Here is a 13,190-nt window from a genome sequence, read left to right on the forward strand (position 1 = left end):
CATGAGCAACCAACTGTTCGACGCCTACTTCACCGCGCCGGCGATGCGCGAGATCTTCTCTGACCGCGGCCGGTTGCAGGGCATGCTCGATTTCGAGGCCGCCTTGGCCCGCGCCGAGGCCGGTGCCGGTCTAGTGCCGCACACGGCGGTGACCGCCATCGAGACGGCCTGCAAGGCCGAGCGTTATGACGTGCGTGCCTTGGCCGATGCCATCGCCACCGCTGGCAACTCGGCGATTCCGTTGGTCAAGGCCTTGGGCAAGGTGGTCGCCAGCGGCGTGCCCGAGGCCGAGCGCTACGTGCACTTGGGCGCGACCAGCCAGGATGCGATGGACAGCGGCCTGGTGCTGCAACTGCGTGACGCCCTGACGCTGATCGACCGTGACCTTGGCAAATTGGCCGACACCTTGGCTCGTCAGGCCCTGCAACATGCCGACACGCCGCTGGTGGGGCGTACCTGGCTGCAGCATGCCACGCCGGTGACGCTGGGGATGAAACTGGCCGGTGTGCTCGGCGCCCTGACCCGTCATCGCCAGCGCCTCAAGGAGCTGCGCCCGCGCCTGCTGGTACTGCAGTTTGGCGGCGCTTCGGGCAGCCTGGCGGCGCTGGGCAGCAAGGCCTTGCCGGTGGCAGAAGCCCTGGCCGCGCAGTTGAAACTGTCCTTGCCCGAACAGCCGTGGCACACCCAGCGGGACCGCCTGGTGGAGTTTGCCTCGGTATTGGGCCTGGTCGCCGGCAGCCTGGGGAAGTTCGGCCGGGATGTCAGCCTGCTGATGCAGACCGAGGCGGGCGAGCTGTTCGAGCCCGCCGCGCCGGGCAAGGGCGGGTCCTCGACCATGCCGCACAAGCGTAACCCGGTGGGCGCGGCGGTGCTGATCGGTGCTGCCACCCGGGTACCGGGATTGGTCTCGACATTGTTTGCCGCGATGCCCCAGGAGCATGAGCGTAGCCTCGGCCTGTGGCACGCCGAATGGGAAACCCTGCCGGAAATCTGTTGCCTGGTCTCCGGCGCCCTGCGCCAGGCGCAGCTGATCGCCGAGGGCATGGAGGTGGACGCCGCCCGCATGCGCCGCAACCTGGATCTGACCCAGGGCCTGGTGCTTGCCGAGGCCGTCAGTATCGTGCTCGCCCAGCGCCTGGGGCGCGAGCGTGCCCATCACCTACTGGAGCAATGCTGCCAGCGCGCCGTGGCCGAGGAGCGCCATTTGCGTGCCGTGCTGGGCGACGAGCCACAGGTTAGCGCCGAACTGTCCGCCGACGAACTCGACCGCCTGCTCGACCCGGCCCATTACCTTGGCCAGGCCCGCGTCTGGGTGGCGCGCGCCGTGGCCGAACATCAACGATTCACTGCCTGAAAGGAGACTGCTGTGGCGCACCTGCAACTGGCCGATGGCGAAATGCATTACCAACTCGACGGCCCGGCCGATGCGCCGGTGTTGGTCCTGTCCAATTCGCTGGGCACCGACCTGCACATGTGGGATGCGCAGATCCCGGCATGGGCCGAACATTTCCGTGTGCTGCGCTACGATACCCGGGGGCATGGCGGTTCGCTGGTCAGCGAGGGGCCCTACAGCATCGAGCAGTTGGGCGGCGACGTGCTGACCCTGCTCGATGCCCTGGATATCGAGAAGGCCCACTTCATAGGCCTGTCCATGGGCGGACTGATCGGTCAGTGGCTGGGTATCAATGCGGGTAACCGCTTGCTCAGCCTGACCCTGTGCAACACCGCGGCGAAGATCGCCAACGACGAGGTGTGGAACACTCGCATCGACACCGTGCTCGCGGGGGGCCGGCAGGCCATGGCCGAACTGCGTGATGCGTCCATCGCCCGCTGGTTCACCCCGGCGTTCGCCGCCGCCGAGCCGGAACGCACCCTGCGTATCTGCCAGATGCTGGCGCAGACTTCACCGGAGGGCTACGCGGCCAATTGCGCCGCGGTGCGCGATGCCGATTTCCGTGACCAGCTCACCCACATCCAGGTGCCGACCCTGATCGTCGCCGGCACTGCAGATGCAGTGACCACCCCCGAGCATGGTCGCTTCATGCAGGCCGGCATCCATGGCGCCGAGTACGCCGAGTTTGCGGCGGCGCACCTGTCCAATGTCGAAATCGGCGCGCCGTTCGGCGCCCGTGTGCTCGACTTCCTGTCGAGCCGCTGAGGAGTACACCGTGGACGAGAAACAACGCTACGAGGCGGGCATGCAAGTGCGCCGCGCGGTACTGGGCGATGCTCATGTCGACCGCAGTCTGGAGAAGCTCAATGACTTCAACGGCGAGTTCCAGGAGATGATCACCCGGCATGCCTGGGGCGATATCTGGACGCGCCCGGGGTTGTCGCGACATACCCGCAGCCTGATCACCATCGCCATGCTGATCGGCATGAACCGCAACGAAGAGCTCAAGCTGCACCTTCGCGCTGCCGCCAATAATGGCGTGACGCGAGAGGAGATCAAGGAGGTAATCATGCAGAGCGCGATCTACTGCGGGATCCCGGCGGCCAACGCCACGTTCCACCTGGCCGAGTCGGTGTGGGATGAGCTGGGGGTGGAGTCGCGCACCCAGGTGACTTGAGAAATTGCCGGGGCTGCTGTGCAGCCCATCGCGACACAAGGCCGCTCCCACAGGGTTTGCACAAGCCTGCGGGAGTGGCTGTGTCGCGTTGGGGGGTGCGGCGGCCCCTGACTCTTGTGGTCAGATCGCGGCTTTCTTGTGGCGGATGGCCACCGGCCCGGCATTGGCCTCCACGGCCTTTTTCAGCTCAGGGCACAGCCCGGCCATGAACGCCAGCTCCGCCACCACGAACAGCGGCCCGATGATCAGCCCGCTCAGGTCATCGACGAACGCTGGCTTGCGCCCTTCGTACCAGTGGCCGACGAACTGGATGATCCAGCCCACCACGAATGCCCCCAGCCCGGCGCTCAGCCACAGCCCGGTGCTCTGTACGGCCAGCGCCTGGCCGGCCCACAGGCACAGCCCTAGCAGCAGGCCCATCACCAGCCCGAAGCGCAGGTCCAGGCGCAGGTAGAACCACACCGACCAGCCCGCCAGCAACAGCGCCGGCGACAGCCAGACGCCGGCCAGTTCCCAGCCGGGGCGCGACAGCAGGATGGCCACGGCCAGCACGATCAGCGGAATGCCGATGAAGTGGGTGGCGATATTGCGCGGGTCGCGGTGGTAGGTCGCGTATTGACTCAGGTGCTCGACGAGGTTTTTCATTGTTGTTCCTCCATCAGGGGTGAGCGCAGCTTGCCCCCGTTCAGTCACCGTCGTCTGTCGCCTGGCCGACAGAGTTCGTTTTGCGAGGCGCCATGCACGATCCGCGTACCCAGCTGCTGCATGGCCAGTGGTTCCGGCAATTGCCCGCTACCGTTCAGGATAGCCTTCTGGCTCAGGGGCGTGCGCGCGAGCTGGCGCCGGGGCAGTGCCTGTTCCAGCGCGGCGATGCGCCCTGTGGCCTGTATGCGGTGCTCGAGGGGGCGATGCGGGTCGGCGCGGTCAGCAGCGAGGGCAAGGAGGCGTTGTTGACGTTGGTTGAATCGCCCCACTGGTTCGGCGAGATCAGCCTCTTCGACGGCCAGCCGCGTACCCATGACGCCTATGCCGAAGGACCGACGCGCCTGCTGTGGATCCCCCAGGCGCCGCTACTCGAGTGGCTGGCGCGCGAGCCTGTGCATTGGCGTGAGCTGGCCTTGCTGATGAGCCACAAGTTGCGCTGGGTGTTCGTTGCCCTGGAGCAGCAGAGCCTGCTGTCCGCCGCGCCGCGGGTGGCACAGCGCCTGCTGCAGATGGCCGAAGGCTACGGCGAGCGCGATGTCGCCCAGTGGCGGCTGCAGGTGTCCCAGGAACAGCTGGCGCTGATGCTGTCGCTGTCGCGCCAGACCATCAACCAGATCCTCAAGAGCTTCGAGCAGTCCGGCGTGGTACGCCTGGGCTATGGCGAGGTGGAGATTGTCGATGCCCGGCGTCTGCGGGCGATGGGGCAGCATCCAGGCTGACCAGGGTGTCGATCATCGCCCGTGCCGCCGGTGACAGGCGATAGCCGCTGCGGCTGATCACCCCGCAGCGGACGCTGAGCACCTCCAGGCCTGGCGGCAGGTTGCGCCAGTGCAGGCGCACCAGATCGCCGGCGGCCAGGTCCTCGGCCACCGCCTCCTCACTGGCCGTGCCGATGGCGTCGCTGGCCAGCACCACACTGCGCAGCACCGCCAGGTGCTCGGTCTGCAGGTGCGGGGTGAAGTCGCTGCGTCCGCTGAGGTTGGCCAGGCGCTTGCGCACGCCCGGCGCCAGCAATGCACTGGCCAGGGGATAGGCGAACAAGTCGTTGGTCGACAAGCTTTCCTTGGCCAGCAATGGGTGCCCGGGGCGGCAGAAGAACAGGCCGGGGCGCGGGGTCAGCGGTTCGGTGTGGAAGTTCGGGTCGGCCTCGAAGGTGCGCACGTCATCGACGAAGAACTCGATCTGCTCGCGCCGCAGCGCCTGGCCCAGGCGTTCGGCGTTGTCCACCAGCAGCGCGGTGCGGATGCCCGGATGGCGCTCGATGAACTGTTGCAGGGCCTGGGGCACCAGGCGCACGGCCAGTGCCGGGCCGCTGCCGAAATGCAGTTCGCCGGCATCGAGCTTGGTCATCTGCAGCACTTCGTTGTTCAACTGCGCCGCGCCTTGCACCAGGCGACGGGCGTGTTGCAGTACCACCTGCCCCTCGGGAGTTGGGCGCAGTGACTTGTTGGCGCGATCGACCAGGGCGCAGCCGAAGGCCTGTTCGAGGTTCTGGATGGCGCGGCTGAAGGCGGGTTGGGTGATGCCCATGGCTTCGGCAGCGCGGACGAAACTGCGGTATTCGGTAAGGGCGATGAAGTAGCGCAGTTGGCGCAGGTCCATGCTCGGGCTCTGGGGCGGGGATCGGAGCTTGGTTTTAGCGAGTTCTCGCATATAGCGTCAAAGAATTTAATTTGATTTGAATATGTCTTTTGATTATTTGAGGAAAACCCACTCCCACGCCGCTCCTCTCTTGTGCGGACGATGTGGGAGCGGGCTTGTCCCGCGATGGCATCAAAGAAGATTGAGTGGGTAACTGACGATCAGTCGGTTCTCGTCGAACGCATTGCTGCTGAAGTCCCTGCGCATGGTCGAGTTGCGCCATTTCACCGAAAGGTCCTTGAACGTCCCGGCCTGTACCACATAGGCCAGCTCGGTCTCCCTGGCCCACTCCTTGCCATCGTCCACCCCACCGGCGTGCACGTTGTCACCCTTGATGTAGCGGTTCATCAGGGTCAGCCCAGGGATGCCCACGGTGACGAAGTTGAAGTCATGGCGCACTTGCCAGGAGCGCTCCTTGGCATTATCGAAGCTGGCGTTGTAGCTGTCGTTGGCCAGGGTGCCGCCGCTGGTGCCGTTGACCCGCATCCAGGCGTCATCGCCGCTGACCTTCTGCAGGCCGATATAGAAGGTGTGGCCCTGGTAACGTGCCGAAAGCATGGCCGAGGCCGTACGGTTGTCGAGGTCGCCGGCGCGGGCGCTACCCTCTTCCTTGCCGAGGAAGTAGCCCAGGTTGGAGCCCAAGGTCCAGTCGCCCAGCGGCTGGCTGTGTACCAGGTTCAGGTACTGTTGGCGGTAGATGTCCTTGAGCCGGGCATCCCACAGGCCGACCATCGTGCGCTTGTCGTTGAAGCTGTATTCGCCACCGGCGAAGTTGAAGCGGTCGGAGGTGATGCCGGCGCGCCCCTGCATGAACATGTCTTCCATGCTCGCGTCGTTGCGCGGGCTGTTACCGCGGAACTGGCCGGCATAGAGGGTCAGGCCTTCGATCTCCTTGGCGGTGAGCTGGCCGCCGCGGAACGTCTGCGGCAGCGAGCGGCCATCGTCCGAACGCAGGATCGGCAGCACCGGCATCCACTCGCCGACCTTGAGTTCGGTCTGCGACAGGCGCGCCTTGAATGCCACGCCCAGGCGGCCGAAATCATCGGCCGGGCGGCCATCGTCATGCACCGGCAGCAGGTGAGTGCCGGCCGTGCCCTTGCCACCGTCGAGCTTGAGCGAGTACAGCCCCAGCACGTCGACACCGAAGCCGACGGTGCCCTGGGTGAAGCCGGAGCGAGCGTCGAGGATAAAGCTCTGGGTCCATTCCTCGGCCTTGCCCTGGGGGTTGGCCGGGTCGACGAAGTTGCGGTTGATGTAGAAGTTGCGCAGGTTGAGGCTGGCCTTGGCGTCTTCCAGGAAACCGCTTTCGGCGGCGACGGCGGGCAGGGCGCAGGACAGGGCCAACAGGCCCGGGAGCAGCTGGCGTGCGGGTTGCAAAGTGCTCATCTGTCGTGGATCTCTTGTTTTTATTGGGCGAGCCGGTGCGCTGCGGGTACGGGCCGCAGGTGTGGGCGTCTTTAGAGAGAACGAGTGCAACGTTGCGTGGGCGATGGTGCGGGGGAGGGTGGGGGCGAGGCAATTCGTGGAACGCGGAATGGGGCGATTATCGAACGTAATGTTGATCGAGCGTCATCGCGGGCAACAAAAAGCCCACCGCAAGGGTGGGCTTGATGCGTTACCGGGCCAATCAGCCTTTCGGCGTCTGGATCGAGGCTTGTTGCTGGGTCTGCTCGTACCAGCCGCCACCGAGGGCCTTGTACAGGTTGACCTCGCTGACCAGCTGCGACAGGCGATCGCCGATCAGCGACTGCTGGGCGCTGAACAGGTTGCGCTGGGCGTCGAGGAAGGTCAGGTTGCTGTCGATTCCGATGCGGTAGCGGCGCTCGGCCAGGCGGTAGTAGTCCTGGTTGGCGGCCACCAGGTCACGTTGCGCCTGCAGCTGCTCCTCGAACGTCTTGCGTGCGGCCAGGCCATCGGCGACTTCCTGGAAGGCGGTCTGAATGGTCTTTTCGTACTTGGCGACGTTGATGTCCTTCTGGATCTTCGAGTAGTCCAGGCTGGCCTTGAGGCTACCGGCGTTGAAGATCGGCAGGTTGATCTGCGGCTGGAACAGCCAGGTGCCCGAACCACCCTTGAACAGCCCGCCCATGTCCGGGCTCAGGGTACCGGCGTTGGCGGTCAGGCTGATGCTCGGGAAGAACGCGGCGCGGGCGGCGCCGATGTTGGCGTTGGCGGCCTTGAGCAGGTGCTCGGCTTCCTGGATGTCCGGACGACGTTGCAGGATGTCGGACGGCAGGCCCGCCGGCACTTCGGCCAGTTGGTCGGCATTGAGCTCCAGCGGCTTGGGCAGGTTGGCCGGCACGCCGGTACCTACCAGCACGGTGAGGCTGTTCAGGTCCTGGGCGACCAGGCGCTGGTACTGCGACAGCTTGACCCGCGCACCTTCGACGGCGGTGCGGGCCTGGCTCAGGTCCAGCGCCGAAGCCACGCCCACCTCATTGCTGCGGCGGGTCAGGTTGTAGCTCTCTTCGTACGTCTTGAGCGTTTCTTCGGTCAGCTTCAGCAACGCCTGGTCGGCCTGCCAGGTGTAATAGGCGTTGGCCACGCTGGCCACCAGGCTGATCTGCGTGGAGCGACGCGCCTGCTCGCTGGACAGGTAGGTTTCCAGGGCCTGTTGGGTCAGGCTGCGCACACGGCCGAACAGGTCCAGTTCATAAGCGCTGACACCCAGGGTGGCCGAGTACTGGCTGCTGATGGATGCCTCGCCGGTCTGCGACATGTTCGCCGGCAGCCGCTGGCGGCTACCGCTGCCATTGGCCGATACCGCCGGCAGCAGGTCGGCGCGCTGGATGCGGTACTGGGCGCGGTAGGCGTCGATGTTCAGCGCCGCGACGCGCAGATCGCGGTTGTTTTCCAGCGACGTCTGGATCAGTTGCTGCAGCGCCGGGTCGTGGAAGAACTGGCGCCAGCCTTGCTCGGCCGCGGCAACGTTGGCCGACTCGGTCGGCGAGTACGCAGGGCCTTGCGGCCACTGCGCGGCCACCGGCGCCTCGGGCGTCTGGTAGTCGGGGATCAGCGAGCAGCCGCCGAGGATGAAGGCGGTTACCGCCAGGGACAACAAAGACTTGGTCATTGCCCAGCCTCATAACGTGGAGTTTCAGGGGTGGCGTGTTCTTTCGGCTCTTTGCTGCCGAACAGCGACGACACTGCGACGAAGAATAGCGGTACCCAGAAGATGGCCAGCACGGTCGCACTGATCATGCCGCCGATCACGCCGGTACCAATGGCGTGCTGGCTGCCGGCGCCGGCGCCGCTGGCGATGGTCAACGGTACCACGCCGAGGATGAACGCCAGCGAGGTCATGATGATCGGGCGCAGACGCATGCGGCACGCCTCGATCGCCGCGTCGTACAGGCTGCGGCCTTGCTCGTGCAGTTCCTTGGCAAACTCGACGATCAGGATGGCGTTCTTCGCCGCCAGGCCGATCGTGGTCAGCAGGCCGACCAGGAAGTACACGTCGTTGGACAACCCACGCAGGCTGGTGGCGAGCAGGGCACCGATGATGCCCAGCGGTACCACGAGCACGACCGCGATCGGGATCGACCAGCTTTCGTACAGCGCCGCCAGGCACAGGAACACGAACAGTACCGAGAGGGCGAACAGCGCCGGCATCTGCGAGCCGGAGAGTTTTTCCTCGTAGGACATGCCGGTCCAGGAGTAGCCGATGCCGGTTGGCAGTTCGCCGGCGATGCGCTCGACTTCGGCCATGGCCTCACCGGTACTGTAGCCCGGGGCCGGGGTACCGAGGATCTCGACCGCTTCCACGCCGTTGTAGCGCGACAGCTTCGGTGAGCCGTAGCTCCATTCGCCCTTGGCGAATGAGGAGAACGGCACCATTTCACCCTTGCCGTTGCGCACGTACCACTTCTGCAGGTCTTCCGGGCTCATCCGCGAGTTTGGCTCGCCCTGGATGTAGACCTTCTTGACCCGACCGCGGTCGATGAAGTCGTTGACGTAGCTACCGCCCAGGGCGATCGACAGGGTGTTGTTGATGTCGGCGATGGTCACGCCCAGGGCACTGGCGCGTTCGTCGTCGATGGTCAGTTGGTACTGTGGCTCGTCGTTCAGGCCGTTCGGACGCACGGCGCTGAGGATCTTGCTCTGCGCGGCCTTGGCCAGGAACTGGTTGCGCGCTTCCATCAGTTTCGCGTGGCCGACGCCGGCGCGGTCCTGGAGGAACACGTCGAAGCCGGTGGCGTTACCCAGTTCGAGTACCGCCGGCGGGGCGAAGGCGAACACCATCGCGTCACGGAAGCTGAAGAAGTGCATCTGCGCGCGCTGGGCGAGGGCGAACACGCTGTTCTCCTTCGAGCGCTCGCCCCACGGCTTGAGCATGATGAAGGCCATGCCCGAGCTCTGGCCACGACCGGCGAAGTTGAAGCCGTTGACGGTGAACACCGAAGCCACGGTATCGGCTTCCTTGTCGAGCAGGTACTCGCGCATCTGGTCGACCACCACCTGGGTGCGCTCGGCACTGGAGCCGGCCGGGGTCTGCACCTGGGCGAACAGCACGCCCTGGTCTTCCTCGGGCAGGAACGCGGTGGGGATGCGCGCGAACAGCCAGATCATGCCGACCACGATCAGGGCGTAGGCCAGCAGGAACGGGATCTTGTTGCGCAGGATGGTGCCGACGCTGCGTTCGTAGCCGGCGACGCTGCGGTCGAAGTTGCGGTTGAACCAGCCGAAGAAGCCACGCTTGGCCACATGGTGCTCGCCCTTCTTGAGCGGCTTGAGCATGGTGGCGCACAGGGCCGGGGTGAAGATCAGCGCCACCAGCACCGACAGGCCCATGGCCGAGACGATGGTGATGGAGAACTGGCGATAGATCACACCGGTGGAACCGCCGAAGAAGGCCATCGGCAGCAGTACCGCCGACAGTACCAGGGCGATACCCACCAGGGCGCCCTGGATCTGCTCCATGGAGCGCTTGGTTGCCTCCTTGGGCGGCAACCCTTCCTCGGACATCACCCGCTCGACGTTCTCCACCACGACGATGGCGTCGTCCACCAGCAAGCCGATGGCCAGGACCATGGCGAACATGGTCAGGGTGTTGATGCTGAAGCCTGCGGCGGCAAGGATGCCGAAAGTACCCAGCAACACCACCGGCACGGTCATGGTGGTGATGATGGTGGCGCGGAAGTTCTGCAGGAACAGGTACATCACCAGGAACACCAGGACCACGGCCTCGATCAGGGTGTGGATCACCCCGCTGATCGATTCGGTGACCACCGGCGTGGTGTCATACGGGAATACGGCCTTCACGCCCGGCGGGAAGAATGGCTCCAGGTCGCTGATGGTGGTGCGCAGCGCCTTGGCGGTGTCCAGGGCGTTGGCGCCGGTGGCCAGCTTGACCGCCAGGCCCGAGGCCGGCTTGCCGTTGTACTGGGCGCTGATGGCGTAGTTCTCGCCGCCCAGGCCGACCGTGGCGACATCGCCCAGGCGTACCTGGGAACCGTCGTTGTTGACCTTGAGCAGGATCTTCTCGAACTGCTCGGCGGTCTGCAGGCGGGTCTTGCCGATGATGGTGGCGTTGAGCTGGGTGCCCGGCAGTGCTGGCAGGCCGCCGAGCTGGCCGGACGAGACCTGGACGTTCTGCGCGGCCACGGCGGTGCGCACGTCGACCGGGGTCAGCTGGAACTTGTTCAGCTTGGCCGGATCCAGCCAGATACGCATGGCGTACTGCGCACCGAACACCTGGAAGTCACCGACGCCCGCGGTCCGCGAGATCGGGTCCTGCATGTTGGAGACGATGTAGTTGGCCAGGTCGTCCTTGCTCATGCTGCCGTCTTCGGACACCAGGCCGATCACCAGCAGGAAGTTCTTCACGGCCTTGGTGACGCGGATACCTTGCTGCTGCACTTCCTGCGGCAACAGCGGGGTGGCCAGGTTCAGCTTGTTCTGGACCTGGACCTGCGCGGTGTCGGAGTTGGTGCCCTGCTCGAAGGTGGCGGTGATGGTCATGCTGCCGTCGGAGTTACTTTCCGACGACACATAACGCAGGTTGTCGATACCGTTGAGCTGTTGCTCGATCACCTGCACCACGGTGTCCTGCACCGTCTGCGCCGAGGCGCCCGGGTAGGTCACGGAGATGGCGATGGCCGGCGGGGCGATGCTCGGGTACTGGTTGATCGGCAGCTTCAGGATCGACAGGGCGCCGACCAGCATGATCACCAGGGCGATCACCCAGGCGAAGATCGGGCGATCGATAAAGAACTTCGACATGGTTTACTCCGCTTTGGCGTCGGCTTTGGCCGTGTTGGCCTGAGCAGGGCCGGCCGGCTTCTTGACGTTGGTGGCTTCGCTGACCTTGACCTCGACGCCCGGTCGCACGAACTGCAGCCCTTCGGTGATCAGACGATCGCCCGGGTTCAGGCCTTCCTCGATCAGCCAGTCGCTGCCAAGAGTGCGGCTGGCCTTGAGCTGGCGCAGTTCGACCTTGTTCTCCTGGTTGACCACCAGCGCGGTCGGCGCGCCCTTGAGGTCGCGGGTCACGCCCTGTTGCGGGGCCAGGATGGCGTTGGCGTTGACCCCGGCCTTGAGCCGCGCATGCACGAACATGCCAGGCAGCAGGGTGTGGTCGGGGTTGGGGAAGATCGCGCGCAGGGTGACCGAGCCTGTGGTCTCATCGACGGCGACTTCGGAGAACTCCAGGCGACCCTGTTGCTTGAACAGGCTGCCGTCCTCCAGCACCAGTTGCACCTGGGCGGCGTTGTCGCCGGCCTTCTGCAGTTGGCCGCTTTCCAGGTCACGACGCAGCTTGAGCAGCTCGGCGGTGGACTGGGTGACGTCGACGTAGATTGGATCGAGCTGCTGGATGGTGGCCATGGCGTTGGTCTGGCCGTTGTTCACCAGGGCGCCTTCGGTGACCGAGGAGCGACCGATGCGGCCACTGATCGGGGCCAGTACCTTGGTGTAGCGCAGGTCGATCTGGGCGCTCTTGAGCGAGGCCTCGGCCTGCAATCGTTTGGCATTGGCGTCGTCGTATTCCTGCTTGGAGACGGCTTGCTCGTCGATCAGCTGCTTGTAGCGTTCGGCCAGCGAGCGGGTAGCCTGCAGGTTGGCCTGGGCGTTGGCCAGGGTCGCCTCGTAGACGGCCGGGTCGATCTGGTAGAGCTGCTGCCCTTCCTTGACGTCGGTGCCTTCCTTGAACAGGCGCTTGAGAATGATGCCGTTCACCTGCGGGCGAACCTCGGCCACCCGGTAGGCGCTGGTACGCCCCGGCAGTTCCGAGGTCAGGGTGAAGGCTTGCGGTTGCACGGTCACGACGCCGACCTGAGGAGCCTGCGGCGCAGGCGCTGCTTCCTCTTTCTTACAGCCACTGAGCAGGGTTGCCAGGGCCACGGCGGAAACCAGGGCGGTTACGGCTGGCTTGAATTGCATGAGGATCCTCGGGTCGCGGGAGCAAGGGAGCTCAAGAATATAGTGGAAGAGTCTTAAGAGAAAAACGCTATCCGGTGGATAAATAGCTTGCTAAGGAATATACTTACATTCATGGTTGTTTGTAAATACCGTCGGTGAGTCGCCGCGGATCGTCCACATGCACCCGGGAGTGGCCCATAAAATGCTCGCCCCGGCCCGATTCCCGTCCGCCAGATGTGCGGGCGGGGCCTGATGAGGTTGTACTGCCATGGTCCGTCGAACCAAAGAAGAAGCCCAGGAAACCCGTGCCCAGATCATTGAGGCGGCGGAAAAGGCCTTCTACAAGCGCGGTGTCGCGCGTACCACCCTGGCCGACATCGCCGAGCTCGCGGGGGTGACCCGCGGGGCGATCTACTGGCATTTCAGCAACAAGGCGGAGCTGGTGCAGGCGCTGCTCGATAGCCTGCACGAAACCCATGACCACCTGGCCCGGGCCAGTGAAAGCGAGGACGAACTCGACCCGCTCGGCTGCATGCGCAAGCTCTTGCTGCAAGTGTTCAACGAGCTGGTGCTCGATGCCCGTACCCGGCGTATCAATGAAATCCTGCATCACAAGTGCGAGTTCACCGACGACATGTGTGAGATTCGCCAGCAACGCCAGGGCGCGGTGCTGGACTGCCATCAGAGCATCGCCCTGGCCCTGGGCAATGCGGTACGTCGTGGCCAGTTGCCCGGGGAGCTCGATATCGATCGGGCTGCCGTGGCCATGTTTGCCTATGTGGACGGCCTGATCGGCCGCTGGCTGCTGCTGCCGGACAGCTTCGACCTGTTGGCCGATGTCGAAAAATGGGTCGATACCGGGCTGGATATGCTGCGCTTGAGCCCAGGCTTGCGCAAATGACACTTTGTTAAGGA

Annotated in this window: 11 protein-coding genes; 5 read left to right on the forward strand and 6 right to left on the reverse strand. The window is 65.0% G+C overall.

The features are described 5' to 3' along the window. Window position 1 precedes the first annotated feature (1 nt). From K5H97_RS05500 to pcaC, 3 genes are read left to right on the forward strand one after another with little or no spacing between them, the layout of a single operon-like run. Window positions 2-1,354, forward strand: coding sequence for a 3-carboxy-cis,cis-muconate cycloisomerase (locus tag K5H97_RS05500; RefSeq protein ID WP_028690213.1), 1,353 nt, complete (start codon window positions 2-4; stop codon window positions 1,352-1,354). 12 nt (window positions 1,355-1,366) lie between these two features. Next, window positions 1,367-2,158 (forward strand): 3-oxoadipate enol-lactonase, encoded by a 792-nt coding sequence (gene pcaD, locus K5H97_RS05505; protein WP_028690212.1) that lies wholly within the window; start codon window positions 1,367-1,369, stop codon window positions 2,156-2,158. 10 nt (window positions 2,159-2,168) lie between these two features. After that, window positions 2,169-2,570, forward strand: a complete 402-nt coding sequence (pcaC, locus tag K5H97_RS05510) for a 4-carboxymuconolactone decarboxylase (protein WP_028690211.1) — start codon at window positions 2,169-2,171, stop codon at window positions 2,568-2,570. 120 nt (window positions 2,571-2,690) lie between these two features. Here pcaC and K5H97_RS05515 read toward each other — a convergent pair whose 3' ends face one another. After that, a complete protein-coding gene (locus K5H97_RS05515) occupies window positions 2,691-3,215 on the reverse strand; it encodes an Mpo1 family 2-hydroxy fatty acid dioxygenase (RefSeq protein ID WP_028690210.1) in 525 nt (174 codons plus the stop codon). Between the two features lie 92 nt (window positions 3,216-3,307). On the opposite strand from K5H97_RS05515, the gene K5H97_RS05520 reads away from it, so the two are divergent. Beyond that, window positions 3,308-3,994: a Crp/Fnr family transcriptional regulator gene (locus K5H97_RS05520; RefSeq protein WP_028690209.1), complete on the forward strand. Its 687-nt coding sequence runs from the start codon at window positions 3,308-3,310 to the stop codon at window positions 3,992-3,994. Here K5H97_RS05520 and K5H97_RS05525 read toward each other — a convergent pair. The 5 genes from K5H97_RS05525 to ttgA form a co-directional block, all read right to left on the reverse strand. Then, entirely contained in the window at window positions 3,894-4,877 is a 984-nt protein-coding gene (locus K5H97_RS05525; protein ID WP_028690208.1) for a LysR family transcriptional regulator, read from the reverse strand. The genes K5H97_RS05520 and K5H97_RS05525 overlap by 101 nt on opposite strands. A gap of 171 nt (window positions 4,878-5,048) precedes the next feature. Then, window positions 5,049-6,302, reverse strand: coding sequence for an OprD family porin (locus K5H97_RS05530; protein ID WP_028690207.1), 1,254 nt, complete (start codon window positions 6,300-6,302; stop codon window positions 5,049-5,051). Window positions 6,303-6,543: 241 nt separating this feature from the next. Then, window positions 6,544-7,989 (reverse strand): AdeC/AdeK/OprM family multidrug efflux complex outer membrane factor, encoded by a 1,446-nt coding sequence (locus K5H97_RS05535; RefSeq protein ID WP_028690206.1) that lies wholly within the window; start codon window positions 7,987-7,989, stop codon window positions 6,544-6,546. Next, on the reverse strand, window positions 7,986-11,138 hold the full coding sequence (gene ttgB, locus K5H97_RS05540) for a multidrug efflux RND transporter permease subunit TtgB (protein WP_028690205.1): 3,153 nt from the start codon (window positions 11,136-11,138) through the stop codon (window positions 7,986-7,988). Before ttgB ends, K5H97_RS05535 begins: the two co-directional genes overlap by 4 nt. A gap of 3 nt (window positions 11,139-11,141) precedes the next feature. Further along, entirely contained in the window at window positions 11,142-12,296 is a 1,155-nt protein-coding gene (gene ttgA / locus K5H97_RS05545) for a toluene efflux RND transporter periplasmic adaptor subunit TtgA (protein WP_028690204.1), read from the reverse strand. A gap of 247 nt (window positions 12,297-12,543) precedes the next feature. On the opposite strand from ttgA, the gene ttgR reads away from it, so the two are divergent. Further along, entirely contained in the window at window positions 12,544-13,176 is a 633-nt protein-coding gene (gene ttgR, locus K5H97_RS05550; RefSeq protein ID WP_028690203.1) for an efflux transport transcriptional regulator TtgR, read from the forward strand. Window positions 13,177-13,190: the final 14 nt, after the last annotated feature.

The organism is Pseudomonas mosselii (genome assembly GCF_019823065.1).
Lineage (GTDB): Bacteria > Pseudomonadota > Gammaproteobacteria > Pseudomonadales > Pseudomonadaceae > Aquipseudomonas > Aquipseudomonas mosselii.

Excerpts from the sequence above, each read along its gene's own strand:
- K5H97_RS05500 (WP_028690213.1), top strand. The coding sequence starts at position 2 with ATGAGCAACCAACTGTTCGACGCCTACTTCACCGCGCCGGCGATGCGC.
- K5H97_RS05515 (WP_028690210.1), bottom strand. The coding sequence starts at position 3,215 with ATGAAAAACCTCGTCGAGCACCTGAGTCAATACGCGACCTACCACCGC.
- K5H97_RS05520 (WP_028690209.1), top strand. The coding sequence starts at position 3,308 with ATGCACGATCCGCGTACCCAGCTGCTGCATGGCCAGTGGTTCCGGCAA.
- K5H97_RS05525 (WP_028690208.1), bottom strand. The coding sequence starts at position 4,877 with ATGGACCTGCGCCAACTGCGCTACTTCATCGCCCTTACCGAATACCGC.
- K5H97_RS05530 (WP_028690207.1), bottom strand. The coding sequence starts at position 6,302 with ATGAGCACTTTGCAACCCGCACGCCAGCTGCTCCCGGGCCTGTTGGCC.
- K5H97_RS05535 (WP_028690206.1), bottom strand. The coding sequence starts at position 7,989 with ATGACCAAGTCTTTGTTGTCCCTGGCGGTAACCGCCTTCATCCTCGGC.
- ttgB (WP_028690205.1), bottom strand. The coding sequence starts at position 11,138 with ATGTCGAAGTTCTTTATCGATCGCCCGATCTTCGCCTGGGTGATCGCC.
- ttgA (WP_028690204.1), bottom strand. The coding sequence starts at position 12,296 with ATGCAATTCAAGCCAGCCGTAACCGCCCTGGTTTCCGCCGTGGCCCTG.
- ttgR (WP_028690203.1), top strand. The coding sequence starts at position 12,544 with ATGGTCCGTCGAACCAAAGAAGAAGCCCAGGAAACCCGTGCCCAGATC.